The sequence below is a fragment of the Nocardia sp. NPDC050713 genome, from assembly GCF_040654315.1.
Lineage (GTDB): Bacteria > Actinomycetota > Actinomycetes > Mycobacteriales > Mycobacteriaceae > Nocardia.
The window spans coordinates 88680-113542 of sequence record NZ_JBFAHS010000022.1 but is presented as its reverse complement, the minus strand read 5'-3'; the positions used below and the strand labels follow the sequence as shown (position 1 = coordinate 113542).

Here is a 24863-nt window from a genome sequence, read left to right as displayed (position 1 = left end):
CCAGGTGGCGCGTGCAGCCGGACTGGAATACGGTGCCTCGTTCCTCGGCGCCGCCGCGTCCGGCCTCGATTATGCTCGCCACGGGGCACCTCCCCGCGCCCGCCCCGCTCCGGATGGCCCGCCGCAGGAGGCATTTCCCATGGCCGACGCCCGCTTCGCCCGCACCAAGCGGATCATGCTCTGGACCGATCTCGGTTTCCTCGCGTACTGGGTCGCGACAGCGCTCGGCGCGCTCAGCGTCGGTACCGACCCTTTTCTGCGCCAATGGAACTGGTCGTTCCTCGGGCTCGACCTCGCCGCCATCGGCATCGGCCTCGCGAGCCTGGCCGTCACAGGCAGGCAGCCCGCGCTGGCCGAGCGGATGATGCTCGTCTCGTTGACCGCGACGGCCGCCGCGGGACTGATGGCGCTGAACTTCTACCTGGTGCGCTGCGAATTCGACCCGGCATGGTGGATACCGAACGCCTGGTTGCTGTTCTTCCCCATCGTCGCCATGACAACGATGATGGTCACTTCCGCGGGACGCGGGCGAATCCCCGATGCTGGATGATCGCTACCGCTCGTTCCGAGCGAGGGCACTCCCGCGAGCATGATTGTTCCCGCTGATCACGGCCGGTTCGAAGCAGACATCGACGAGACTATGTTGGGTTCGAATTCTCCTCGGGCGCAAGGATCTTCGACCCATACCCGCGGGTCGCGACCGGAAACACGGACAGCATCACCCCTGTGAAATCGCATCACGGATCTACCGTCCCATTGTGAGAATCACCAAGTTCGGTGTGTCGTTATCCTCGATTCGATCTTGGTTGCGATATGTTCGCCGCGGATAGTGGCCGTCGCCTGCGGCCTCGGGCAGCCACGGAGACGAAGGAGGTGCGCCAAGCCTCGCACGACCATCCGCCGCGAGGGGCGATGGCGTGCACGCGTCTCCAGCGACCCATTCCATTTCGACCGCGCTTCACGCGGTGACCGAAGTCGCTCCACTGCGTCGTTCCCACCTTGTCAAATACGTCACCGATGTCCGCCGCGGCCCCTCATCCCACGGTCGTCCATCGGCGATGCCCCAATGGACGAAAGAAAGACCGTGTCCAGAGTCACGACTCGAATATTGATCCTCGTCTCGAGCATCCTGTCCCTAGGCGTCCTGTGCGCCCCGGCGCAGGCCGATCCCCTTTATCCCGAACCCGATCCGGACCCGTTCTACAGCGCGCCCGCCGAACTGGCCGCGTTGCAGCCCGGCGACGTCGTCCGGACACGCAAGATCGACACCGGCCTCTACGTCGGCACCGAAGGCTGGCAGGTGGCCTTCCGCTCCACCAATTCCGGTGGCAATCCCATCATGGGCATCACCACCGTCCTGCTCCCCATCGGAGTGAGCAACCCGCCCCTGGTCTCCTACCAGGCATTGATCAATTCCCTTGGCTCCCGGTGTAATCCGTCGCGCTCGCTGTTCAACGGCGAACTCCAGGACGCGCCGGGCGCGTTGCTGCCGATCGGCCGCGGCTGGGCCGTCTCCCTGCCGGACTACCTCGGCCCGACCGTCGCCTACGGCGCGGCCAAGCTCAGCGGCATGGTCACGCTGGACAGTGTGAAGGCGGTGCAGAAGGTCGCCGAACTCGGCCTCGGTTCTTCGCAGGTCGCGATCGCGGGCTACTCGGGCGGCGGCATGGCCACCGCGTGGGCTGCCGCGCTCCAGCCGACCTACGCGCCCGACCTGAAGCTGACCGCCGCCGTCGCCGGTGGCATCCCCGCCGATCTCGAGCAGATGGCGCTCGGCCTCGGCTTCGAACCGCACCCCGGTTTCGGCCTGGCCTTCGCCGCCGCGATGGGGTTGGAGCGGGAATACCCTGAGCGGCTGCCGATCTCGGATCAGCTGAACCCGAACGGCCTGTGGTTCCGCGAGTTCACCCACGACGCCTGCCGCCGCTTCCTGCTCTTCCACGGCGCCTTCCGCAGCGCCGACCAGATGGCCGCCTCCAAGAGCCTGATGGACAGCCCCGAGGCGCGAGAAGTGCTGCACGAGAACAGCTTGCGCCACTACGAAGGCGTGCCGACCGTGCCGACCTATCTGTGGCAGGGCCGCTACGACACGCTGACGCCGTTCGACTCGGTCGCCGAGGTCGCCGATCGCTACTGCAAGGCGGGCGCCCCGGTGAAGCTGGTGACCTACGACATCGCGGAGCACATGACCGCGGCCGCCGCCGGATTCGCCGACGCGTGGAACTACGTCGAGTCGCGCTTCCGCGGTGATCCGGTGCCGACCAGCTGCTGACCCGGTATAGAACCGAAAGGGGACGCCCCGCCATCCGGCCGGGCGTCCCTTCTGTCGTTCCGGGCACCCGACGGCGCGGTGGCACCGCACTGTCCGCCCGATCCCGGTGCGTCACCGACCGGTCAGAGCGAACCGCCGCCGCCGATCATCCACGGGTTGAACGCGCACGTCAGCTCGATGGACGCCTGCGGGTCCAGGGCGCGCAACGCGATGGCCGCGGCGCGCGGCGAGTACATCAGCGTCAGGTGATCGGACATGTCCTGCTCGCAGCCGTCCTGCAGCGCGATGTTCTGCACCGGGGCGTCCGGACCCGGTTGCAGGAAGGTCCATTCGAACGGGTTCGAGATCTGGTCGTGCCTGGTGCCGATCGCGGTGTACTCGATGCCCGGCACGGTGTCGCCGTCCCGGTTCAGGTGGGCGTAGAACTCCGAACCGACGACCTGCTGGATGTTGGCCGCGCCGATCAGTGGCCGGTAGAAGCCGAGGATGGGGATGCCCAGGTTGGTGATGAGCCGTCCCAGTGTCGCCATGCCCATCAGCGAGGTGCCGTGGTTGGTGCCGCCGAAAGAGATGAGCTTGCCGACCTTGTCCGCGCCGCCTTCGAATTTCAGGTACTGGCTCGAGACTGGTCCGCCCTGGGAATGCGCGATGATGTCGACCTTCTCGGCGCCGGTGGCGGCCAGCACGGTGTCGACGTACTCGCGAAGCTGACGGGCCGAATCCTCCATCGGGCCGACGCCGTAGCGGCCGGGCAGGAGCGGTCCGAGGCCGCCGCCCTCGAACAGGCTCGCGCGGCCGAAGTTGAAGGTGAAGACGCAGTACCCGGCGCGGGCGACCCGCGGCGACAGGTACGCGAAGGTGTCGTAGGCGTTCAGCCAGGTGCCGTGCACCAGCACCACCGGGCGCGGATGTTCCGCACTGGGACGACAATTCGGCTGGTTCGCACCTGCGGGGGCCGCGTCGGGATGGCTGAGGCCGTGGGCGAAAGCCGCGAGGAACGCCGATACCTCGGGCCCCTCACCCGCCACCCGGGAGGCGTGGCTGCGCCCGGCCGAACCCGAGCCGCTGCCCGAGCTGCTTCCGGTGTCCACGATGGGCTGCGGCTGCCTGCCGTCCGGCGCGGGCCGCAGCCCGGCGCGGACCAGATCGGCGAGCTGCTGCTCGACCGACACGCCCACGGTGGGCTCGGGCGCGGCCGCCGCGGGACCGATGGCGTGGGTCGCGCCGAGAACCGTCACGCCCGCCACGACGGCTGCCGCGACGACACCCCGCAGTCGGCCTATAGGTCTATGTCTGACTCGTGCAAGAGAGACGACCCGCATGGAATCACACTCCAAAACTAGCGGTGAAAGTTTCCAAGGCGACCGTAAGGCCGATAAACTAGCAGCGCAAGTTTTTGTCTCCTGCGACAATGCTGCGACAGGACAAGGAGGCAAACCGTGGCCCGACCCCGCCACCCACTGCTCAACCGAGCGCGCATCGTGGCCACCGCACTGGCACTGCTCGACGCCGAGGGCATGGCGGCGGTGTCCACCAGGCGCATCGCCGCCGAACTCGGTGTTCAGGGACCGTCGCTGTACAACCACGTCGGCACCAAGGACGAACTCATCGATGCCATCGCCGACACGGTGCTCGGCGAGGTCGACACCGGAATGTTCGCCGCGCTCGGCCCGGAGAACCCGGATTGGCGTACGGCACTGTGGGATTGGGCCTACTCCTACCGCGCCGCCATGGCCGCCCACCCGAACATCGTCCCCGCGCTCGCGGGCGGCCCCGGGCATCGCCCCAACGCGCTGCGGATCGCCGACGCGGTGTTCGGTGGCTTGGTCGCGGCGGGCTGGCCGCGCCGCGAGGCGACCAAAGTCGGCGCACTGATGCGCTATTTCATCACCGGCTCCGCGCTCGCGTCGTTCGCCGCGGGATTCCCCGCCGACGCGACGGTCTACGGCGGCGACTACCCGCACCTCAGTGAAGCCCATCTGCTCGCCGATCGGCAACATCGCATCGACGAGGACGCCTTCGAGGTGGGGCTGCGTGCGCTGTTGGACGGACTCGGCGACCGCTATCGCACGGTGCGCGACGCGCTGTCCGATCGCCCCTGATTCGCCGCCGCCCTCCGGCGACCGTTCACGCGACGCGGAACGAGCCCGAATTGTCCGGATAGGGTGGAGTCGTGAACGTAGAGGTAACACCCTTGCCGGGTATTGGTGTCCGCAAAGATTTTCCGTTGAAGAACAACCGACGCGTCGGCGTGATCGACCACCGCGACGGCACTTTGGACCTGATCGTCAGCAAGCCCGACAACCCCGACGTCACCGAGCAGATCTCGCTCACCCGGCGCGAAGCGTCGCTGCTCGCCAACTTGCTCGGCGCACCGCAGGTGGTCGCTCAATTGCAAGACGAGCACCGCGCATTCGACGGGGTGATCACCCGGCAGCTCACCGTTCGCCCGGGCTCGCCCTACGACGGCAGGCCGCTCGGCGACACCGCGATGCGGACGCGTACCAAGACGTCCATCGTCGCGCTCGTGCGCGCCGGGCACGTGATCGCCTCGCCGGGACCGGAATTCGCGTTCGCCGCCTTCGACGTCCTGATCGTCGTCGGCACCGCGGACGGTCTGGCGGCCGCCGCCATCATCCTCACGGACGGCTGAGGCGTGGTGGCACACGAAACCGCGCTCTCCTTGATCCAGCTGGGCGCGGTCTTCTTCGGCCTCGGCCTGCTCGGCCGCATCGCCGCGCGCATCGGCATGTCGCCGATCCCGTTCTACCTGGTCGGCGGTTTGATGTTCGGCACAGGCGGTCTCGTCGAACTGGACCATGTCGATTCGTTCATCCATCTGGCCAGCGAGATCGGCGTCGTCCTTCTGCTGCTGCTGCTCGGGCTGGAATACACTGCCGCCGAACTCGTCACCGGCCTGCGCCGATCCTGGGCGGCCGGTGTGGTCGACATCGTGCTCAACGCCACCCCCGGCGTGCTCGTCGCGCTCTTCCTGGGCTGGGGTCTGACCGGCGCCATCGCGATGGCGGGCGTCACCTACATCTCCTCGTCGGGCATCGTCGCCAAGGTGCTCAACGACCTGGGCAGGCTGGGCAACCGGGAGACCCCCACGATTCTGTCCATCCTGGTGTTCGAGGACCTGGTGATGGCCGGTTACCTGCCGGTGCTGACGGCGGTGCTCGCGAGCGCGGGGTTCCTGGCCGGTCTCACCACCGTCGGAATCGCCCTGCTCGCCGTCACGGTCGTGCTCGTGGTCGCGCTGCGCTACGGGCGCTACGTCTCGATGATCGTGGACAGCGACGATCGCGAGATCTTCCTGCTCAAGCTGCTCGGCTCGGCGCTGCTCGTCGCGGGTCTCGCGTCCGCGCTCCAGGTCTCGGCCGCGGTGGGGGCGTTCCTGCTCGGTATCGCGATCTCGGATTCGACGGCGCACAACGCCACCAAGATCCTGGAGCCGTTGCGCGACTTGTTCGCCGCGCTGTTCTTCGTGCTGTTCGGGCTGAGCACGGATCCGTCGACCATTCCCCCGGTGCTGGGCTGGGCCTGCCTGCTCGCCGTGGTCACCACGGCCACCAAGGTCGCCACCGGCTGGTGGGCCGCCAAACGCGCGGGCACCTCGCGGTACGGGCGGGCGCGCGCGGGCACGGCGTTGGTCGCGCACGGCGAGTTCTCCATCGTCATCGCGGGATTGGCGGTCACCGCGGGCGCGGTGCCGACCGAGTTCGCGGCGCTGGCGACGACGTACGTGCTGCTGATGGCGGTGCTCGGCCCGATAGCGGCGCGTGTGGTGGAACCCGTTCTGGTGTGGCGCGACCGTCGCGTGGCCCGTCCCGTCTGACGAGCGACCCTCCCGGAAACGACCCGGCGCGGCCCCTCAGCGTAGCGGGGCCGTCGTGGTGTTCGACCGGCCGACGTATTCGTCGTTGAGCAGGTGATAAGCCTGCCCCAGATCGGTCAGCGCACGCCGCCAACGGATTTCGGAGTCGCTGCCCGCGGGGTTGCGGCTCAGCTCCAGCAACGCCGTCGTGGCGTCGGCCGACCGAGTGGCCGCGGCGAGCAATACCGGCGCGGGCTCGGCGGTCGCGTCCTCGGCCATCGCGCCGATGCGGTCGTGCAGCTCCGCGGCGTCGGCGCACATCCGTTCGGCCGGGTCCTCGGCCACCGGAATGGCATGGCGCGGTTCGCCGCCGACCACGTGTCGCAGCAGACCGACCAGCAGCGCCCGCTCCGCGGCGGCGTCCCTCGGTCCGTCGAAGGGCGGGTCCACCGCGTCCGGGTCGATGTGCAGTATCGCCAAGACGGCCCGCAACTGCGCGATGGTCACCACGTGCTCGGCCCCTCCCTGCCCTGCGCCGGGCGACCGATGTGTTCGTCCGCCTGGAATGTCCCCGTCACCGCACACCCCTTCTCGTCGGCCGCGTGCGACGCGCGAACCTCCGCCGCCGGGCCGGGGATAGTGTTTGCCAGATCTTCACTGAACGAGGGCCAAACTATCCAAAACCTCGACGGATGTCTCGGGAATCGACATCTAAAACAGAGTCTCGCGGGGTGGCGGCCATAGTCGCGGCGCGTCGCGATCCGCGCCTGGGCGGCGCCGGTCGCGAATAGGATTGCGCGGGAAGCACGCTCACGATCGGCGCGACCGCGGAAAGCATGGGGAGACGATGACGACTGGACGGTGGCGGCAGCCCGCCGCACTGCGTGCGATCGCCGCACTGGCGGTCATCGGCCTGACGGTCGGCGGCTGCGCGACTCTGCTCGGCGAGCCCGCCCCACCGCCTTCCGCCGACGAGATCGCGGCGGTCTCAGCCGAATTGACCGAATTGCCGTCTTCCGAGGTCGCCGAACAACAGGTCGCGTCGGTCGTCGAACAGATCGTGGCCGCCGCCTCGGCGCTCGAACCCGCGCTGCGCTGGCGCCAGACCGAAGACCGCGCGATCGGGCCCTGCTACGGGCCTTACGCGCACACCGGCGGCCGGCGCGTGGTCCTGCCGCGCTACCGCACCGAGGGTTCGCTGCCCGCGGCGGCGTGGCTGGGATTCCAGGAGACGGCGCGCGCGCTGGCCGTGTCCGTCGGCGCGACGGACATGCTGCCGGGCGGTAGCTTGTCACCCGACCGGCACGTCACCTTCGAGGGCGGCGACGGCGCGCGGTGGGACAGCGACACCGAGCTGTCGATCTTCGCGGACGCCCGGTCGATGACGATCACCGCGGTCGTGGGTTGTCGTCTATCCGCCGAGCAGTGATCGAGCCGCGCTCTCGTACGCCGGATCACCGGCGCCGACGATCTACCCGAGCTACGGCGGGCAGCTGCACCGAGCCAAGCGGCCGAAGGTCAGGCCGCCAGATGCTCGGTGTCGTCGCCGAGTGCCCGGTCGCGCAACGTCTTCAACGTCTTGGCGAGGATGCGCGAGATCTGCATCTGCGACACCCCGAGGCGCTCGGCGATCTGGGCCTGGGTCCGGTTCTCGAAGAACCGCATGACGAGCACCTGGCGTTCACGCTCCGGCAGTTCGGCGAGCAGCGGACGCACGGCCATCGCGTCCTCCAGCAGCCGGTAGCAGGGTTCCTCCGCGCCGAGGGTGTCGACCGCGGCGCGCGGCGAGCTGTCGTCGTCGTTGTCGCGCGGCGTGGCGTCCAGTGAGCTCGCCTGGTAGCCGTTGCTCGCGACCAGTGCCTGGGTGATCTCGGTGAGTTCCACATCGAGTTCGGCGGCGAGTTCGCGGGCGGTGGGCATACGGCCGAGCCGCTGCGCGAGCGTGTCGGTGGCGGGGCCGATCAGCTGCTGAATCTCTTTGAGCCGCCGCGGGACCCGCACCGACCAGGTGCGGTCGCGGAAGTGCCGCCGCACCTCCCCCATCACGGTCGGCACCGCGAACGACAGGAAGGAACTGCCGCGGGAGACGTCGAAGCGATCCACGGCCTGCACCAACCCGAGGCGGGCGATTTGGTGCAGGTCGTCGAACGCCTCGCCGCGGCCCGCGAAGCGACGCGCGATGTGTTCGGCCAGCGGCAGGCACATCCGGACGATGTCCTCCCGCAGCCGATGCCGGTGCGGGTCGTTCTCGTCCAGGCTCGCCAGCTTCTCGAACCACGGCTCGACGTTGTCGTACGAGTCCGTACGGGCGGTGTCGTCCGCGGCGCCCACGGTCGATTCCTGCTTCATCCGATGTCCCTCGTTTCCCACTGAATTCGACACTGATCGGATACCCGCGACCCCGTTATCGAAACGTGATCGCAAAGAAATCGGTCTCACCTGGGCCGACGGACCACCGCCCCGCGCGGATCAGAGGATGGGCCGACCGCCCGTCACCGCGAGCCGCGCGCCCGAGATGTAGCTGCCGTCGTCGGAGGCGAGCAGCACGTAGGCCGCCGCGAGTTCGGCGGGTTGACCCGCACGCCCCAGCGGCGTGTCGTCACCGAACTTCGTGACCTTCTCCACCGGCATGGTCGAGGGGATCAGCGGCGTCCAGATCGGTCCCGGCGCGACGCTGTTGACCCGAATCCCGCGCTCCCCCAACAACTGCGCCAGGCTGGCGGAGAAGTTGGCGATGGCCGCCTTGGTCGCCGCGTAGGGCGCCAGCGTCGGCGAGGGCATGTCCGAGTTCACCGACGAGCTGCCGATGATCGACGAGCCCGAAGGCATATGCGGCAGTGCGGCTTTCACGAGATAGAAGTACGCGCCGACGTTCAGCTTGAAGGTGTGGTCGAACTCCTCGTCGGAGATCTCCTCGAGGGTCTCGTGGGTCATCTGGTAGGCCGCGTTGCTCACCAGCACATCCACCTTGCCGAACTCCTGTACGGCGCGATCGATGACGGCGCGGCAGTGCGCGGGATCGGCGAGATCGCCTGCCACCAGCACGGCCTTGCGGCCCGCCTGGGTCACCAGATCGGCGACCTGCTTCGCGTCCTCGTCCTCGTCGAGATAGGAGATCAGCACATCGGCGCCTTCCCTGGCGAACGCGATCGCCACCGCGCGCCCGATGCCGCTGTCGGCGCCGGTGATCACCGCCGCCTTGCCGGTGAGCTTGCCCGAACCGCGGTAGCTGTCCTCGCCGCAGTCCGGCACCGGCGTCATCCTGGCCTGGACGCCGGGGACCTCTTGCTGCTGCTCCGGAAAACCCATTGCTCAACTCCTCCTGATGAATTCCTGCGCTTTGGCTTTCATGCCCTGGGTGATGAAGCGCCTGGCATCGGGATCACCGCGCAGTACGGCTTCGGCGGTGTCCTTCAACTGCTCCCAGGTGGCGTGCGGCGGGATGGGCGGCACCTCGGGATCGCACAGCACGTCGAGCACCACCGGACAGTCGGCGTTCAGCGCGCGATCCCAGGCGGGGCCCAGATCCTCTGGCGCCTCGACGGTGATCGCGGCCAACCCCATGACCCGGGCGACCTCCGCGTAGGAGACCTCCGGAAGCGATTGCGACTCCTCGAATTTCGGCGCGCCGCCCATCGCGCGCAGCTCCCAGGTGACCTGGTTGAGGTCGTTGTTGTGGAAGACGCAGACGATCAGCCGCGGATCCGACCAGCGGCGCCGGTAGCGGGCGATGGTGAGCAGCTCGGCGAGCCCGTTCATCTGCATCGCGCCGTCGCCGACCAGCGCGATCGCGGGCCGGTCCGGGTGGGCGAACTTCGCGCCGATGGCGTACGGGACGCCAGGACCCATCGTCGCGAGCGTCCCGGACAGCGAGCCGCGCATCTGGCCGCGGAAGCGCAGGCACCGGGCATACCAGTTGGTCGAGGAGCCCGAATCCGCCGTGACTATGGCGTTCTCGGGAATGCGTTGGGACAGTTCCCAGACCACGCGCATGGGGTTGAGCGGCTGCGCGTCCAGCATCGACTGCCGTTCGAGCGTCTCCCACCAGCGGGCCACGTTCTTCTCCACCTTCTCCCGCCACGACCGATCGGTCTTGCGCTGGATCAGCGGAATCAGCTCGGCCAGTGTGGATTTCGCGTCGCCCACCAGATTCACCTCGGTGGGGTACCGCATGCCGATCATGGTGCCGTCGATATCGATCTGCACCGCACGCGCCTGACCGAACTCGGGCAGGAACTGCGAGTAGGGGAAGCTGGAGCCGACGATGAGCAGGGTGTCGCAATCGCGCATCAGCTCGTAACTCGGCCTGCTGCCGAGCAATCCGATCGGCCCGGTGACGAACGGCAGATCGTCGGGGAGCACGTCCTTGCCGAGCAGCGCCTTCGCCACGCCCGCGCCGGTGCGGTCGGCGATCTCCACGACCTCCGCGGCGGCCGAGCGCGCGCCCTGGCCGATCAGGATCGCGACCCGTGATCCGGCGTCGAGGATCTCCGCGGCGCGCCGGATCTGGTCGCTCGCAGGGATCACTCGCGCGGGCGGCAGCGCGCCCGGCGGGCTGGAGGGCACCTGCTTGAAGGCGTGCTCGGGTGGCTCGTACTCTTCCTCCTGGAGGTCGGAGGGGATGATCACCGCCGTCGGCGCGCGCCGCGTGATGGCGACGCGGAAGGCGCGGTCGAGCGCGTTGGGCAACTGACTGGCGACATTGACCTCGACCACGTACTCGGCGACGTCCTGGAACAGGTTTTGCAGATCCACTTCCTGCTGGTAGCTGCCGCCCATCGCGCTGCGCGCGGTTTGCCCGACGATCGCCACCACCGGCACGTGATCGAGTTTGGCGTCGTAGAGGCCGTTCAGCAGATGGATCGCGCCCGGCCCCGAGGTGGCGGTGCAGACACCGGCGTTGCCGCTGAACTTGGCGTAGCCGGTGGCCTCGAACGCCGACATCTCCTCGTGCCTGGCCTGGATGAACGCGGGGTCGTCGTCGGCTCGCCCGAATGCGGCGACCAAGCCGTTGATGCCGTCACCGGGATATCCGAAGACCTGCTGGACACCCCATTCGCGCAGTCGTCGCACGACGTAGTCGCCGACCTGTTGACCCATGGTTCCTCCTGTCGGTGCGTCGCTGTCGGGATCCGTCCTCAGGCGGTGGCGCGGCGGTGCTTGCGGTGGCTGGTGTCACACAAGGGATAGGTCTTGGAACGGCGGCACAGGCAGATCGCGACCTGGAAGCGGTCGCAGCGGATCGTCTTCCCGTCGGCGGTCACGAGCTCCACCGGACCCTCGACGAGAGCGGGCCCGTCGTCGGTGAAAGTGACTCGCCTGCGCTCATTTTCGGATTCGATCGGCACGGATCACCACCAGATCTTCCTTGTCCTGGCCGGGTTCGATGAGTCCGATCGAAGCGAGCCAGTCGGCGCGCCCGCGCAGCACCGGCCCGAAGGGAACGGTGTGGCGGGCCACGATCGCGGCTTTCAAACCGGTGTCGCGTAATTGAATCAGCGTGCTGTCCGGATCGGACAGCATCGAGTGCACGACCAGCGCCGCGCCTCGGGGTTTCAGCAGATCCGGCATCATCCGGCACAGCCGGTCGAGCGCACCGCGCCCGGACACACCCGCGTTCCACGCGCGCGCCGCCCCGTGGTGGCCAGCGCCCGCGGGCGCTGGCACGTAGGGCGGATTGGCGAGAACGAGATCGAAGCGGCGTCCGCGCAGCGCGCGGCTGAAGTCGCCGCGGATCACCTCGGCCCCGATCCCCCGGATCCGGCAGTTCAGCCACGCCGACGCCGCCGCGGATCGGGAGATATCCACAGCGGTGACCGCCCTGGCGCCACCGCGCGCGGCCGCGATGGCCAATGCCCCGCTTCCCGTGCACACGTCCAGCACGTGCCCACCGCGCGGAATGCCCGCCTCGGACAGCGCCATGGCCAACAACCAGGTATCCGTTTGCGGGCGGTAGACCCAGGGCGGGCGAATCAACATCACGTACGCCGGATAGCCGGAATGAGCCGAATTAATCGTGCGGTCCGGCAGAACCCGGCTCACCGTCGCGCAGCGAACCGCGTCCCGCCTCCCAGCAGCCCAGCACATGCTCGGCGAACCGGTCTTCCAGCAGGTTCGTGGCCTGAATGCCGAACACCACCGATTCGGTCAACTCGGGCTCCTTGGCGAGCAGGTCGCCGATCACGTCGCGGCGCATGACCTGTTCGTGCACCGCGTCGGCTTCGACGTGCTCGCGGTAGAACAGCGTGCAGGCGGGATCGGCGTCGAGGCGGCGCAGCGCCTCCACCATCCGCCGCGCCCCCGGCGGCGAGCTGATCTCCACGGTCGCGAAATGACCGACGAGCGCCCCGCGCAGCTCACGGTGCAGTCCGAACAGCGAGATCGTGTCCATCAGGGCGAACATCGGCGCCGGAATCACGTCCAGATAGTGCAGATAGTCCGGATTCAGGCCCGCCGCGGCCATCAGCTTCGCGTACAGCTCGGCGTGCACCCGTTCGCCGCGCCCGCCGCCGAACTCGTCGAACTCGACCGCGACCAGCGACGCTTTAGCCTGACCGCGCAGCCGCGGAATGGCCCATGCGTACGGATCGGCCTCTTTGTGGTGGTAGAGCGAGCGGTGCACCAGGTACTCGCGCATCTGCCACCACTCGCCGCGATCGAGCAGGAACTGGCTCGGCCCGCTCGCCTCGACCGGTGTCACGAGCAGCTGTTCGAGTTCCCCTTCCAGATCGGTCCCGCCGGGGACGGCGTCGCGCAGCCCGCGCAGCAGCCGCTGTTCCATCTCGGCACGCAACCCGAGCAGGCCGGGGTCCCACTCCCAGCCGGGATGAACCTTCGCGAACCCGTAGTAGTGCAACTCGTAGCAGGTGTGCAGGGCGAGAAGCAGATCCTCGTCGAACGGGTCCGTCGACCCGGCCCCCGGTACGGACTGTCCCGGCGTGCCGTGCAGGAGTTCGACCACCGCCGCGGACAGCTCGCCGCGCGGCTCGGGCATGGGCTGGGCTTTCGGGACCATGGTCGCTGTCATGCTGGTGGTTTACCCCGCTCGCGCCGGGTTATCGCCCGGCTTCCGAGTGAGCCCGCCTGGCTCCTGGTCGATCAGGCCGCGGAGGCGGTTCTCACGAGGCGGACCGCAGCCGCTCGGCGACGACCTCGGCGATCGCCGCGGCCGCGCGCACCCCGGCGCCACGGGTCTGCCACGCGCGCCAGCGTCCGGTGTCCAGCTCGCGGGCTCGGGCGAGCAAGCCGGGCCAGTCCTCGAGATCGGGCCAGCGGTCGAGCGTCAGCGCCATGCCCGCCGACGCGAGTGCGCGCGCGGTGGCCAGTTGTTCGTCGAACGGGCGCGGCGCGGGCACCACCACGGCGGGTTTGCCCGCAGCAGCGACATCGGCGATCGCACCCTGCCCGGCGTGCGTCACGATCACGTCGGCCCGGCACAGCTCCGGCCACGGGTCGTCCACCCAGTCACCCAATGCGATAGTGCGCCAACGATATTGATGGTGACGCAGGGCGCAGGCGCGCACCATCCCCGCCGTGAACGCCGCACCGCCCGCGCCGCCGACGACCAGCACCGTCGGGCGGTCGTCGCGTGCCGCGAACAGCGGGGGGCGGCCGTCGAATCGGGTGATGCCGCCGACATAGCGGGTCTTGTCCGTGTACGGGCGCAGCCACGACGGATCGTAGAGTTCGCGCGGCCACGCCGCGATCAGGCGTTCGGCGATGCGGTGCACCAGCTGGTGGGCGGGATCGGTACGGGCGCCGGGCAGCGCCATGTAGACGACGGGCACCCCGTGCAGGCGGGCCAGCAGCGCCACCTCCACCGACACGTCCACCACCAGCGCGTCCGGCCGCGTCGCCGCGAGCCACGCCGCGACCGCCGCCATCCGCTCGGCCTGCCCGCGATCGTGTCGCGGCGCCCAGTGCAGAACGCCCGACGCGGTGGGATCGCGGACCGTCGCGGGAAGGTTGCCGGCGGGCAGGCGCACGACGTCGTCGAAGATCTCGTCGTCGGAGAGTGCCAGCGAGGACAGCGCCGTGACCGGCTGCGCTAGACAGGCGCTGATGCGGCGAGCGCGGACGAGATGTCCCGAGCCGTGGTGGTGGATGTAGTAACCGATCACGCGGCCCCCCGGTGCGTGCAAGGTCCCCGAGCTGGCAGAGGCCGAGGTCGGCGCGGATACGCCATGGCGAACCACACCAGGTCCGGGCCGCCGGGCCCCGGTGTCCATTGCGCGAGACCGTACATCGGACCTCCCGGCGGATCTGCGGTGACGTGCGACGATGCGGATCTACCCGGCCGAGTGCCCGGCAAACCTGGAGCACATTCCACTGGCGGGTCAGCTCGCGCTGTCGTTTGCCGGAGGCGGGCGGGGGTAGCCGGTCGGTGATCGACCGGCGACACCACCCGGCAAGGAGGTAGCGATGCAGATCGGATACAAGCTGGCGGCAGAGGGTTTCGGTCCCGCCGAACTGATCCGCCAGGCCGTGCAAGCCGAGCGCGCGGGTTTCGACTTCGTCGAGATCAGCGACCACTTCCATCCCTGGCTGGACAACCAGGGCCACTCGCCGTTCGCCTGGACGGTGCTCGGCGCCATCGCGGCGCGTACCGACCGCATCGGCCTGGCCACCGGCGTCACCTGTCCGATCCTGCGCTACCACCCCGCGATCGTGGCCCAGGCCGCCGCCACCATGGCGCTGGTCTCCGATGGACGCTTCACGCTCGGCGTCGGGTCGGGCGAACGGCTCAACGAGCACATCGTCGGCCTCGAGTTCCCGGACTCGGTGCGGGTGCGCCACGAGATGCTGCGCGAAGCGCTAGAGATCATCCGGTTGCTCTGGAGCGGCGGCTATCAGTCGTATTCGGGCAAGTACCTGCATCTCTCGGACGCCAGGATCTTCGACCTGCCCGAGCGGCTTCCGGCGATCGCGGTCGCGGCAGGCGGGGCCGCATCGGCCGAGCTGGCCGCCGAACTCGGCGACGGCCTGTTCGCCACCGACGCCGACCCCTCGATCGTCCGGCAGTACCGCGAGCACGGCGGCGACGGGCCGCGCTACGCCGAGGTGCCGCTGGCCTGGGCGCCCGACGAACACACCGGTGCGCAGGCGGCGCTGGAGACCACCCGCTGGGCGCTCACCGGATGGAAGGTCATGAGCGAGCTACCCAACCCGGTCAACTTCGCCGCCGCGAGCGCCACGGTCCGCGAGGAGGACATCCGCGACCACTTCACCTGCGGCTCCGACCCGGAACGCTACGTGGAAGCCGTCCGCGCCTACACCGACGCGGGATTCGACCATCTCGTGCTGCAGAACGCCGGACCGGATCCGGACGGCTTCCTCGAGTTCTATCGCGACGAGCTCGATCAGCGGCTGCGCGGTTCGCTCACCCCGGCCGCGAGCCCGAGCTGAGCGTTCAGCGCTGCCTGCCGGTGCGCGCCCGCCTGCGCGCCTCCTGCATCTCGGCGAGTTCCTGTTCGAGCGCCTCGGCGATGCGGAACTGCCCGGTGTCGTAGATCCCCGACGAGCGAACCACCTCGTGGTAGGCGCCGTCCGGATCCGGCGGAGCCGCCTTGCGGGAGTCCTTGGCGTTGCGCGAGTCTTTCGCGTTGCGCGAGTCCTTCGCGATGCGGGAGTCCTTCGTGCTCATCTTGATCGACGAGCTCTCGGCGGCCGGGCGCGACGCGACGTGCTTGTCGATCTCGATCGGCTTGGTCGGCGGCGGCGGGGGCGTCTGGCGGACGACTACTTTGGCGGCCACCGGCTCCGGCGTGCGCGCCGGGGCGGGCTCGACGACCGGCTTGTCCACCGCGAGCGCCGCCGCGGGCTTTTCGGCCTGCCTCGGCTCGGCCTTCTCGGGGGCCTTACCGTTGGTGCCGTTCGTGGCGGGCTGCGCGGGTTCGGCGGGCGCGCGGCGCTTCTCGGCCGGCGCGGGCGGCACGTCCTCGGGCGCGACCTCCGGAGCGTCGATCTCCTCGACCTCGACCTCCGCGTAGTGCTCCTCGACGACTTCCGGCTCGGGTCGCGGCGCGGGCACCGGTCGCTCCGCGACTACGGCGAGACTCTCGCGCCGGACCAACGCGGACAAGCTGGCCCGCATCTGTTCGGCCGGATCGGGCAGATCGCGCACTTGCTCGGTGGCCCGGTGGATGGCGAGGCCGTACCGCGCGCTCGCGGCATCGTGAATCAGCAGGGCCACACCGATCATCACGGGGGCGATGGCGTGCACGGCCACTTCATACCACTGGCCGGAGCGCAGATACGGGTAGGTGTTGAGGCCGACGGTCAACGCGAGCAGCGCCATTTCGGCGGCGGCGACCTGGCGGCGATTGTCGATGACGCCCCACTCGGCCACCTTGTTGGTGCCGATCATGATGATGATCAGACAGACGCTGATCATCCCTTCCAGCAGATAGCTGAACCAGTAGAGCGGGTCGCTCGGGCCGCCGGGGGCGATGTTGTGCTGCACGTTCACCGCGGACCACAGCATGCCCGCGCCGACCACGCCCGCCAGCGCGCGTAGCGACCAGGCGCGGTGCCGGTACAGCGAGGCGAGCTTGGCGTGCGGACTGGATTCGCGCCGCTGCGCGGCGATCGCCTTGCGGGCGAGCAACAAATCTCGCATATCGGCCTTCGCGATTTCCTCCGCCGTGTGCCTCGCGCGGTCGGAGGCGACCGCTGCGGCCTGCACCTCTTTCCAACGCTGCCCACGATCCTGTTCGCGAATTCGCTCGGCGAGTTCGCGTTCGGCGTGTAGTTCGTCCTCGGACAGCGCCTCGGTGAGAGCCGGGTCGAACTGATAGGCCAGCCGTCCGCGGGCCTTTTCGACCCGCCGCGCCAGCTGCGTGACCTCGTCCTCGATGGGGTGCTCTATGGTCAAATCGACCTCCGACCGTGGAGATCCGATGGCAGGCAAGTGATCACGAGTGTGAACAGCACCCCACATTCATAGTCGATGCATCGTTGCGAGCAAAACTATAGATTTGCCGCGTCGCGGATTCGGGCGGCGCGCCGTGCGCGACACACTGTATAGCGGACGCGGAAACCGATCACGCGGATTCGCCGACTCCAGTTCCGACAGAGGGCTTGTCGGGACGCGTCGACCCGTCCGGATCGGGACGGATCGACGCGCACCGGTTCCCCGCCGAGTCAGCTCTCCAGCAACGTCGCCCCCACCGCCTCCGCGCCGTCGAGCACCTGCTCGATGCGACGCAGGGTGTCGGCGTGCAGGCCGATATTCGCCGCGAACAGGTTGTCCTCGATGTGCGCGGGGGTGCGACTGCCCGGAATCGGCACCACGTGCGGATCCTGGTGCAGCAGCCAGGCGAGCGCCAATTGGCTTCGGCTGATGCCGAGTTCGGTCGCGATTGCCTGCAGCGCGGCGTAGGAGTCGTTGTTCGCGGCGAGATTGGCGGCGTCGAAACGGGGCAAGTTGGCGCGGAAATCGTCGGCGCCGACCCGATCGACCGTTCCGGTGAGGAAACCCGCGCCCAGCGGACTCCACGCGACAACGCCGACGCCCAATTCCCGAGCCGCCGCGAGCAATTCGGGGTCGATCGGGCGCCACATCGACCATTCCGCCTGCACCACCTGGACCGGGTGCGCCGCGTGCGCGCGCCGCAACTGTTCGGCGGTGACGTTGGACAGGCCGAGGTAGCGCACGAGGCCGTCGGCCACCAGTTCGCCTACCGCGCCCGCGGTCTCCTCGATCGGCACCTCGGGATCGGGGAAATGCGGGTAGTACAGATCGATCACGTCGGTGCCGAGGTTGCGCAGGCTCTGCTCGGCGTATCCGCGCACGTAACGCGGCTCGGCGTTGACGGCGAGCTCGCCGAACGCGAAGCCGACCGGGAACGTGTGCGCCGCGGCGCCTTCCGGAACGCGGAAGCCGAATTTGGTGGCGATGGTGAGTTCGTCGCGGCGACCGCGGATCGCGCGCCCGATCAGTTGTTCGTTGTGGCCGTCGGCGCCGTAGCCGTCGCTGGTGTCGATGAGCGTGGCGCCGTGGTCGACGGCGTGGCGCAGCGCGGCGAGGGCGCGGTCGTCGTCGATCGCTCCGTACATGCCGGGCGAGAGCACCATCGCGCCGAAACCGACTGCGGAAACCGGGATTTCGCCGAGATGGCGCACGGGGATCTTGGTCATGGCACCACTCTCGCCGAAGTGCACCCTGCCGTCCAAGTCATGTTGGTATAACCAAACGTTATGGACGTCGACCTGCGGGATCTGCGCTACCTGATCGCGGTGGCGGAGGAGGCCAACTTCACCAGGGCCGCGGCGCGGGTCTTCGTCTCGCAACCCGCGCTGTCCAAACAGATCCGAGCGCTGGAGCGCCGCCTCGGCTTCGAACTCTTCGAACGCACGCCGCGCGGCGTCACGCTCACCCCGCAGGGCGCCGAGTTGCTGCCGACCGCACGCGAGATGCTGCAGCTCTGGGACCGCGCCTACCCGCGCGCCCAGGCGATCGGCCGCCCGCGGACCCTGGTGGTCGGCATGCAGACCGCGGTAGGGCGGGATCTGCAGCGCCGCGCCATCTCCCGGTTCCGTGCGGCGGCGCCGGACTGGACCGTCTCGCTGCGCCTGGTCGGCTGGTCCGATCCGACGGCAGGGCTCGCCGACGCCTCCAGCGATGTCGGCATCGTCTGGCTGCCGATTCCGCTCGACGGACTGCGCACGCGGGTCCTGCGTCGCGAATCGCGCGGCGTGATGCTTCCCGAGGGGCACCCGCTCGCCGACCACGCGACGGTCGCGTTCACCGATCTGCTCGACGAACCGTTCGTCGCGCTGCCGCGCGCCGCCGGGCCGCTGCGCGATCACTGGCTGGCGATCGACGCGCGCGACGGGCACCCGGTCCGCGTCGGCGCCGAGGCCTCCGGGGCGGACGAGACATTCGAGGCGATCGTCTCCGGGCTGGGCGTCGCCTTGGTCGCGGCGGGCAACGCCGACCTCTATCGACGGCCCGGCTTGGTATTTCGCCCGGTCGACGGACTCGAGCCCGCCGAGCTGGCCGTCGCCTGGCGCGGCGACGACACCCGGTCGGCCACCGCGCTGTTCGTGGATTGCCTGACCGGGCCCTGACTCACGGGACGTGCGGAACGGCCGCGTCGCGATAGCCGAGGGATTGCCGACCCAGTACGGTGTGCCTGGCAGTGTGCGACGGACCCGAACGAGTCACGGAGGTACACCATGGAGCGGCCAGCGCTCGGCAGGCCCGCGATCGCGCTGGCGGCGGCCGCCGCGGCGATACTCACCACGCTCTTCCCTGGCGCGGCGCGCGCCGAGACCAGCGATCCGATCATGGCGAGCGGCGCCCTGCTCGCGCGTCCCGTGGCGCCGGATGGTTCGCGCATCGTCGATTTCACCATCGAGGACGACCGCAACCTGACGCTGAGCGTCTACTCGGCGGCGATGGGCCGTCCGATCACCATCACCGTGCAGCGCCCGGCCGACACCTCGGAGCCGCGCCCGACGCTGTATCTGCTCTCCGGCGCCGACGGCGGCGAGGGCACCGCGAACTGGGATCACCGCACCCCGGAGGCGCTACAGTTCCTCGGCACCAAGGACGTCAACGTGATTCAGCCGATCGGTGGCGCGTGGAGTTACTACACCGATTGGCGGGCGCCGGATCCGGTGCTCGGCGTGCACAAGTGGAAGACCTTCTTCACCGAGGAGCTGCCGCCGGTGATCGACGGCGCCCTGGGTACCAACGGACTCAATGCCATTGCCGGACTGTCGACTTCGGGCACCTCGGTGCTGCAACTGCCGATCGCCGCGCCCGGACTGTTTCGCGCGGCGGCGGCCTACAGCGGGTGCGCGCAGATCAGCGATCCGATCGGATATTCCTTCGTCAACCTGTCCGTGGGAGTGTGGGGCGGCGGCAACACCGACAACATGTACGGCCCCCAGGACGATCCGATGTGGGCGGCCAACGACCCGTACGTGAACGCCGAGAAGCTGCGCGGAGTGGAGCTTTTCATCTCCAGCGGCAGCGGCCTGCCCGGCCGCTACGACATGCTCAACGGCCCGTACGCGCTGCCCGGCCTGGACGGGCTGGCGAGTCAGGTGCTCACCGGCGGTGTGATCGAGGCGGGCGTCAACTACTGCAGCCACAATCTGCAGGCCAAGCTGAACTCGCTCGGCATACCGGCGACCTACGACTTCCCGCCGACGGGAACGCATTCCTGGGGTTACTGGCTCGACGCGCTGAAGGCCTCGTGGCCGGTGCTGGCGCGCGGCTTGGAACTGCCCGCGTGAGCCGTCGGCTCGCCTCGGCGCCCGGCAACCGCCGCAGCCTGTCTCGGTGATCTCCCTGGCATTCGTGCCAGCCGCCGCGACGGATAGGTCTACCGTGGTTGATCGACGGTTGCCAAGGCAATGCTGAACATCCACTCGCGATCTTCGATCAGGTAGGAGGAACGGATATGCCTACTCGGGACACCGCTTGGCCGCAGGGCACGCCGTGCTGGGTCGACTGCCAGGTCGACGACCCCGGCCGGGCCAGTGAGTTCTACTCGGCGCTGTTCGGCTGGGAGATCGACGACTCCCCGCCGGAAGCCGGCGGCTATCTGATGGCCTCGCGCAAGGGATCGTCGGCGGCGGGCATCGGACCCAAGCCGGAGAACATGGCGATGCCCTCGGTGTGGACGACCTACTTCGCCGCCGACAGCGCGGACGAGATGGCACGGAAGGTGACCGCAGCGGGCGGCACCGTCATGATGCCGCCGTTCGACGTGCTCGAGTTCGGCCGCATGTTCGTCGCCACCGACCCGACGGGGGCCGCCTTCGGCGTGTGGGAGTCCAAGGCCCACACCGGCGCCCGTATCTACAACGAGCACGGCGCGTACTGCTGGAACGAGCTGCACACCCCCGGCTACCGGGATGCGCAGCGGTTCTACGAGGCGGTGTTCGGCTACGACTACCAGGAGATCGGCGACGGCCAGAACTTCGACTACGCGACCTTCACCCTCCCGTCGGGCGGAGAAGTCGTCGGCGGCATCAACGACGACACGAAAGGCCGGCAGGTCGAGGCGCCGCCGCACTGGCTGGTGTGGTTCCAGGTGGACGACGCCGACGCGTCGCTGGCCAAGGCGGCCGAACTCGGAGCCACGGTGCTGGCCGGTCCCGACGACAGTCCGTTCGGCAGGATGGGTGTGCTGCAAGGGCAGCAGGGCGAGGTGTTCGCCGTCATCGACCCGACCCGCAAGGTCGGCGAGCCGCCGACGCCGAGCTGAGAGCGCACACCGCGGTGAGATCAGGACGGGCCCGGCGGCACGGCGTGTCGGCCCCGGGCACCGGTCTTCGCTGAGTACCATCCCGAGCGCCACAGCCGCTACCAGGAGGAACACTCACCGGAGGTATCCAGAGTTGGTTGGCCGCATCGAGATCAGCGACCGGGCTCGCGTCTCCGCCAGCGAGGCATCGGAGTTCGCCGAGCGGTTGAACCGGCTGTTCGACAGCGCCCGACCGCCGGGGTTCCGTCGGCGCTACAGCAACGCGGAGGTGGCCCGTGCGCTCACCGCGGCGGGTCACCCCATCTCGCCACGGTATGTCGCGCGCTTGCGCAACGGCACGCGCACGCCGCCGACCGTCCGCACGGTGCGCGCGCTCGCCGACTTCTTCGACACCTGCCCGGTCGGTTTGCTGGCGAGCACATCCGGCGCCGACCACCCCGGCGACCGCGGGATCGTCGAACAGTTGCTCGACGCGAAGCTGCGCAGGCTGACCCGCGCCGCCTGCGATCTGTCCGCGGAGTCCCAGGATCTACTGATCGCCATGGCGATCGGCTTCCGGCGCGCCGAGGACCTACCGGACACTCCGCCGGACTGCGCGCATTGACAACGTGCCTCGCGCGCGATTCGTTTGCCGCGCACGGGGTATGACCCCTATGTCGGCAACTGGCTCAGGATGAGGGCCTGGTCAGCGGCCCGGCACGACGACAGGGACAGGCTGTCCACTACCGGCATCGTCAACGGCGACGACGGACCTCAACGGCGAGGACCACGTCCGGCGGACCGGCCCGCCCCTGACGCGAAGCGATCGACCGGATCTGCCGAGGTGCCCGACCGGATATACCGACGTGCCGCCGGGTCGGCCACGTCGCTCCGCATTCCTTGCCGCAGTGGACATCGCACACGGTCGCGGGCGGGGGGGCGCCACCCCCCCACCCGCCCGCGACCGTGTTCAGGCCGCCACTCGTCCCTTGCGGACGCCCTCGGCCAGCACACGCACGACAACGGCCTCGGGCCGCTCCCGCGATCGGATGAACGCGACCGGCTGCCCCTCCACGAGGGTGCGATAGCCGACCATCTCGATACTCGAATAGTCCACGTACACCAATGCGCGTGGATCCGACGCGGGTTCGATGAAGCCGAACCCTTTCGGTGCGTCGAACCACGCCACCCTCCCGCGCGACCAGCTCGCCGTTCCCGACCGTGCAGGCGTCATCGGCATCACCTCCGGGTCCGAGCCGCCCCCTACGAGCAGCCAGTGCACGCCGATTTCCCGATCCACCGCGATCGAAACAGCGACCGGATCGATGGCCGAGGCGAGCGTGCGCCGGTAACGTCGAAACGGACCCGACGGAGGAGGAAGACCGGTGACGCAAGCAGACGAGCGAGCCACCGAGCTCGCCGAATTGGCGCTCGACCGTGACATCACCCTCGCGGTCGCGGAATCGCTGACCTGCGGCCGGCTGTCTTCCTCGCTCGGCGCCGCGCCGGACTCGGGCACCTGGTTCCGCGGCGGTGTGGTCGCCTACCGCCCGGAGATCAAGCGCAGGGTGCTCGACGTACCCGATGTGCCGGTGGTCTCCGAGACTGCCGCGCGGGCGATGGCGACCGGCGTCCGCACGCTCATGGACGCCTTCGCCGGCGTCGCGGTCACCGGAGTCGGCGGCCCCGATCCGCAGGACGGCGAACCGGCGGGCTCGGTCTGGTTCGCCGTCGCCACCGAGAGCGAGGTCCGTGCCGAGCACCGTCAGTTCGACGGCGGGCCCGATCGGGTCCTCGACCAGACCATCGAGCACGCTCTCGCCATGCTCGTGGACGCGGTGAAGTCCGCTCACGGGCAGCGTCTTTGAGCCCAGGCCTCAGTCGAGGACGGCGGTGGCCTCGACCTCGACCATCAGGTCGGGCTCGCCCAACGCGGCGACACCGAGCAGGGTGATCGGCTTGACCGGATCGACGCCGAGCTTCGCGGCCGCGCGCGCCACACCTTCGCCGAGCAGCGGGTACTTCTCCTCGTTCCAATCCACCACGTAGATGGTCAGCTTCGCGACGTCGTCGAACGAGCCGCCGATCGCGGCGAGCGCGGTGCCCACGTTGAGATACGCCTGCTCGACCTGCGCGGCGAAATCCCCCTCCCCCACCTTGTTGCCCTCGGCGTCGCGGGCCACCTGCCCGGCGAGGAACACCAGCCTGCTGCCCTGGGCGATCGAGAGCTGGCGGTACACATCGGGTTTGGGCAGTCCCTCGGGGTTGACCAGCGTGATGGCCATGGCCACTCCTCCCTCTTCGGTTCCGCGCGTGCGGCTGTCAGCCAAACCATAACAATGCTATGTATTGTTGCGCCATGGCCCGCACCAAGAATCCGCACGTGCGCTCGATGCTGCTCGACCGCGCCGCGCTGATGCTGCGCAGGCGGGAGCCGGTCACCTTGCGCGGGCTGGTGGCGGGCACGAGTGTGTCGACCATGGCCGTCTACACCTACTTCGACGGCATGGACGGTCTGTGGCGGGCCCTGCGGCAGGAGGGCTTCACCCGGCTGTCCGCCAGGCTCGCCGAGGTGGCGGCGACCGCCGATCCGGTGCGCGATCTCGCGGCGCTCGGCGCCGCCTACCTGCGCAACGCCATCGAGAATCCGGACCTCTATCGGGTGATGTTCGACGCGGGCTTCGAGCTCGAGGATTCGGCCGCCGCCGACGAGACGCTGGACCGCGTGGTGACCACCGTGCACCGCGCCAAGGACGCGGGCCGGTTCCGGTCCGGCCTCGATCCGCTGGAGCTGGCCACCCAGAGCTGGACCATCGGACACGGCCTCGCTTCCCTCGTCGCCACCGGCCCCCTCCCCCGCGAAACGCTGTCGAACGGAGTTCCTTTGCTGACCGCCCTGTTCGTCGCGGCGGGCGACGAGCGGACCCGCTGCCGCCGATCGGTGCGCGAAGGCTGGCGACTCTGAGTCAGGTCGCCGAGCGCCGCACCTCGGCGAAGAACGCCCGCATGGTCGGGCCGATCTCGGCCAGTTCGATGAACGGCACGCCTTCCGAGGCGCCGTCGACATAGGCGAAACGCATATCCGCGGCCATGTTCCCACGCTGCACTACCGTGAGCCCGTCGCGTTCGGCCGCGGCGACGGCGGCGTCGAAATCGTCCGGCTCGAAGCACACGTGATGCAATCCCGGACCGCGGCGGGCGAGGAACTCCGCGTAGATGCTCTCGCCGCGGACCGGCTGGATCAATTCGAGCTGGATGTCGTCGAGGTACGACAGCGCGATGTGCGCGGTGAAATCGGCGGGGCGGCCGCGATAGACGCAGGCGTCCGGGCCGAATTCGACGTCGGGGATACGCGCCCATTTCCGCACGCCGAAATGCGTGACGAAGAAGCGTTCCGCCTTCTCGATATCGTCGGTCACCCAGGCGATCTGGGTGATGGGGCCATCAGCGTAGTTCATACCGAGTCCCGCGTTCGACCGTCGGGGCTGCTGTGAAACACCTGTCGTTCATGAATCGACGTTAAGCGACCTCGCTTAATCTCTCAATTCGAACCGTTTAGATTGTCGGCGGT

At 69.1% G+C, this 24863-nt stretch carries 27 protein-coding genes; 13 read left to right on the top strand and 14 right to left on the bottom strand.

The features are described 5' to 3' along the window. Positions 1–550 (top strand): DUF5360 family protein (locus AB0H49_RS31425; RefSeq protein WP_357256387.1); only part of this gene is annotated, 550 nt, incomplete at its 5' end. A 534-nt stretch (positions 551–1084) separates the two neighbouring features. Then, the gene (locus tag AB0H49_RS31420; protein ID WP_357256386.1) at positions 1085–2272 is read left to right on the top strand and encodes a lipase family protein; all 1188 of its coding nucleotides are present in this window, start codon (positions 1085–1087) and stop codon (positions 2270–2272) included. Between the two features lie 122 nt (positions 2273–2394). Here AB0H49_RS31420 and AB0H49_RS31415 read toward each other — a convergent pair whose 3' ends face one another. Next, the gene (locus AB0H49_RS31415; RefSeq protein ID WP_355002987.1) at positions 2395–3519 is read right to left on the bottom strand and encodes an alpha/beta fold hydrolase; all 1125 of its coding nucleotides are present in this window, start codon (positions 3517–3519) and stop codon (positions 2395–2397) included. A gap of 192 nt (positions 3520–3711) precedes the next feature. Here AB0H49_RS31415 and AB0H49_RS31410 point away from each other — a divergent pair, with 192 nt between their 5' ends. The 3 genes from AB0H49_RS31410 to AB0H49_RS31400 all read left to right on the top strand — a co-directional run bounded on the left by AB0H49_RS31410 (position 3712) and on the right by AB0H49_RS31400 (position 6110). Then, the gene (locus tag AB0H49_RS31410) at positions 3712–4374 is read left to right on the top strand and encodes a TetR/AcrR family transcriptional regulator C-terminal domain-containing protein (RefSeq protein ID WP_355002988.1); all 663 of its coding nucleotides are present in this window, start codon (positions 3712–3714) and stop codon (positions 4372–4374) included. A 71-nt stretch (positions 4375–4445) separates the two neighbouring features. Then, on the top strand, positions 4446–4925 hold the full coding sequence (locus AB0H49_RS31405; RefSeq protein WP_355002989.1) for a TrkA C-terminal domain-containing protein: 480 nt from the start codon (positions 4446–4448) through the stop codon (positions 4923–4925). Positions 4926–4928: 3 nt separating this feature from the next. Beyond that, entirely contained in the window at positions 4929–6110 is a 1182-nt protein-coding gene (locus AB0H49_RS31400) for a cation:proton antiporter (protein WP_355002990.1), read from the top strand. Positions 6111–6146: 36 nt separating this feature from the next. On the opposite strand, the gene AB0H49_RS31395 is transcribed toward AB0H49_RS31400, so the two are convergent. Next, on the bottom strand, positions 6147–6599 hold the full coding sequence (locus AB0H49_RS31395; RefSeq protein ID WP_355002991.1) for a hypothetical protein: 453 nt from the start codon (positions 6597–6599) through the stop codon (positions 6147–6149). A gap of 337 nt (positions 6600–6936) precedes the next feature. On the opposite strand from AB0H49_RS31395, the gene AB0H49_RS31390 reads away from it, so the two are divergent. Continuing rightward, the gene (locus tag AB0H49_RS31390) at positions 6937–7518 is read left to right on the top strand and encodes an LppA family lipoprotein (protein ID WP_357256385.1); all 582 of its coding nucleotides are present in this window, start codon (positions 6937–6939) and stop codon (positions 7516–7518) included. Positions 7519–7607: 89 nt separating this feature from the next. On the opposite strand, the gene AB0H49_RS31385 is transcribed toward AB0H49_RS31390, so the two are convergent. The 7 genes from AB0H49_RS31385 to AB0H49_RS31355 all read right to left on the bottom strand — a co-directional run bounded on the left by AB0H49_RS31385 (position 7608) and on the right by AB0H49_RS31355 (position 14209). Continuing rightward, the gene (locus AB0H49_RS31385; protein ID WP_355002993.1) at positions 7608–8438 is read right to left on the bottom strand and encodes an RNA polymerase sigma factor SigF; all 831 of its coding nucleotides are present in this window, start codon (positions 8436–8438) and stop codon (positions 7608–7610) included. A gap of 120 nt (positions 8439–8558) precedes the next feature. Beyond that, positions 8559–9398, bottom strand: coding sequence for a glucose 1-dehydrogenase (locus AB0H49_RS31380; RefSeq protein WP_355002994.1), 840 nt, complete (start codon positions 9396–9398; stop codon positions 8559–8561). Positions 9399–9401: 3 nt separating this feature from the next. Beyond that, positions 9402–11189: a thiamine pyrophosphate-requiring protein gene (locus AB0H49_RS31375; protein ID WP_357256384.1), complete on the bottom strand. Its 1788-nt coding sequence runs from the start codon at positions 11187–11189 to the stop codon at positions 9402–9404. A gap of 38 nt (positions 11190–11227) precedes the next feature. After that, entirely contained in the window at positions 11228–11437 is a 210-nt protein-coding gene (locus AB0H49_RS31370; protein WP_355002996.1) for a CDGSH iron-sulfur domain-containing protein, read from the bottom strand. Beyond that, positions 11415–12131 carry a HemK2/MTQ2 family protein methyltransferase gene (locus AB0H49_RS31365; protein ID WP_357256383.1) on the bottom strand — a complete coding sequence of 239 codons (717 nt, stop codon included), beginning with the start codon at positions 12129–12131 and terminating at the stop codon, positions 11415–11417. The genes AB0H49_RS31370 and AB0H49_RS31365 overlap by 23 nt, the downstream gene beginning before the upstream one ends. Further along, positions 12100–13116 carry an iron-containing redox enzyme family protein gene (locus AB0H49_RS31360; protein WP_355002998.1) on the bottom strand — a complete coding sequence of 339 codons (1017 nt, stop codon included), beginning with the start codon at positions 13114–13116 and terminating at the stop codon, positions 12100–12102. Before AB0H49_RS31360 ends, AB0H49_RS31365 begins: the two co-directional genes overlap by 32 nt. 91 nt (positions 13117–13207) lie before the next feature. After that, positions 13208–14209, bottom strand: coding sequence for a glycosyltransferase (locus tag AB0H49_RS31355; protein ID WP_355002999.1), 1002 nt, complete (start codon positions 14207–14209; stop codon positions 13208–13210). Between the two features lie 301 nt (positions 14210–14510). Between AB0H49_RS31355 and AB0H49_RS31350 the strand changes: the two genes are divergently transcribed. Beyond that, positions 14511–15494 (top strand): TIGR03557 family F420-dependent LLM class oxidoreductase, encoded by a 984-nt coding sequence (locus tag AB0H49_RS31350; RefSeq protein ID WP_357256382.1) that lies wholly within the window; start codon positions 14511–14513, stop codon positions 15492–15494. Between the two features lie 4 nt (positions 15495–15498). Here AB0H49_RS31350 and AB0H49_RS31345 read toward each other — a convergent pair whose 3' ends face one another. Both AB0H49_RS31345 and AB0H49_RS31340 read right to left on the bottom strand, forming a co-directional pair. After that, positions 15499–16962 carry a hypothetical protein gene (locus AB0H49_RS31345; protein WP_357256381.1) on the bottom strand — a complete coding sequence of 488 codons (1464 nt, stop codon included), beginning with the start codon at positions 16960–16962 and terminating at the stop codon, positions 15499–15501. A gap of 269 nt (positions 16963–17231) precedes the next feature. Further along, complete coding sequence (locus AB0H49_RS31340) at positions 17232–18227, bottom strand: aldo/keto reductase (RefSeq protein WP_355003002.1); 996 nt, start codon at positions 18225–18227, stop codon at positions 17232–17234. 60 nt (positions 18228–18287) lie between these two features. Here AB0H49_RS31340 and AB0H49_RS31335 point away from each other — a divergent pair, with 60 nt between their 5' ends. The 4 genes from AB0H49_RS31335 to AB0H49_RS31320 all read left to right on the top strand — a co-directional run bounded on the left by AB0H49_RS31335 (position 18288) and on the right by AB0H49_RS31320 (position 21917). Then, the gene (locus tag AB0H49_RS31335) at positions 18288–19160 is read left to right on the top strand and encodes a LysR substrate-binding domain-containing protein (RefSeq protein ID WP_357256380.1); all 873 of its coding nucleotides are present in this window, start codon (positions 18288–18290) and stop codon (positions 19158–19160) included. Between the two features lie 108 nt (positions 19161–19268). Beyond that, entirely contained in the window at positions 19269–20336 is a 1068-nt protein-coding gene (locus tag AB0H49_RS31330) for an alpha/beta hydrolase family protein (RefSeq protein ID WP_357256379.1), read from the top strand. A 167-nt stretch (positions 20337–20503) separates the two neighbouring features. Continuing rightward, the gene (locus AB0H49_RS31325) at positions 20504–21313 is read left to right on the top strand and encodes a VOC family protein (RefSeq protein ID WP_355003005.1); all 810 of its coding nucleotides are present in this window, start codon (positions 20504–20506) and stop codon (positions 21311–21313) included. 133 nt (positions 21314–21446) lie between these two features. Further along, the gene (locus tag AB0H49_RS31320; RefSeq protein ID WP_357256378.1) at positions 21447–21917 is read left to right on the top strand and encodes a transcriptional regulator; all 471 of its coding nucleotides are present in this window, start codon (positions 21447–21449) and stop codon (positions 21915–21917) included. A gap of 345 nt (positions 21918–22262) precedes the next feature. Here AB0H49_RS31320 and AB0H49_RS31315 read toward each other — a convergent pair whose 3' ends face one another. Next, positions 22263–22526: a cold shock domain-containing protein gene (locus tag AB0H49_RS31315; protein WP_067779444.1), complete on the bottom strand. Its 264-nt coding sequence runs from the start codon at positions 22524–22526 to the stop codon at positions 22263–22265. Positions 22527–22677: 151 nt separating this feature from the next. On the opposite strand from AB0H49_RS31315, the gene AB0H49_RS31310 reads away from it, so the two are divergent. Beyond that, positions 22678–23160 (top strand): CinA family protein, encoded by a 483-nt coding sequence (locus tag AB0H49_RS31310; RefSeq protein WP_355003007.1) that lies wholly within the window; start codon positions 22678–22680, stop codon positions 23158–23160. Positions 23161–23169: 9 nt separating this feature from the next. Here AB0H49_RS31310 and AB0H49_RS31305 read toward each other — a convergent pair whose 3' ends face one another. Further along, the gene (locus AB0H49_RS31305) at positions 23170–23577 is read right to left on the bottom strand and encodes a RidA family protein (RefSeq protein ID WP_357256377.1); all 408 of its coding nucleotides are present in this window, start codon (positions 23575–23577) and stop codon (positions 23170–23172) included. Between the two features lie 74 nt (positions 23578–23651). Between AB0H49_RS31305 and AB0H49_RS31300 the strand changes: the two genes are divergently transcribed. Next, on the top strand, positions 23652–24257 hold the full coding sequence (locus AB0H49_RS31300; protein WP_355003009.1) for a TetR/AcrR family transcriptional regulator: 606 nt from the start codon (positions 23652–23654) through the stop codon (positions 24255–24257). Position 24258: 1 nt separating this feature from the next. Here the strand turns inward: AB0H49_RS31300 and AB0H49_RS31295 are convergent, their stop codons facing one another. Beyond that, the gene (locus tag AB0H49_RS31295; protein ID WP_357256376.1) at positions 24259–24750 is read right to left on the bottom strand and encodes a VOC family protein; all 492 of its coding nucleotides are present in this window, start codon (positions 24748–24750) and stop codon (positions 24259–24261) included. Positions 24751–24863 lie beyond the last annotated feature (113 nt).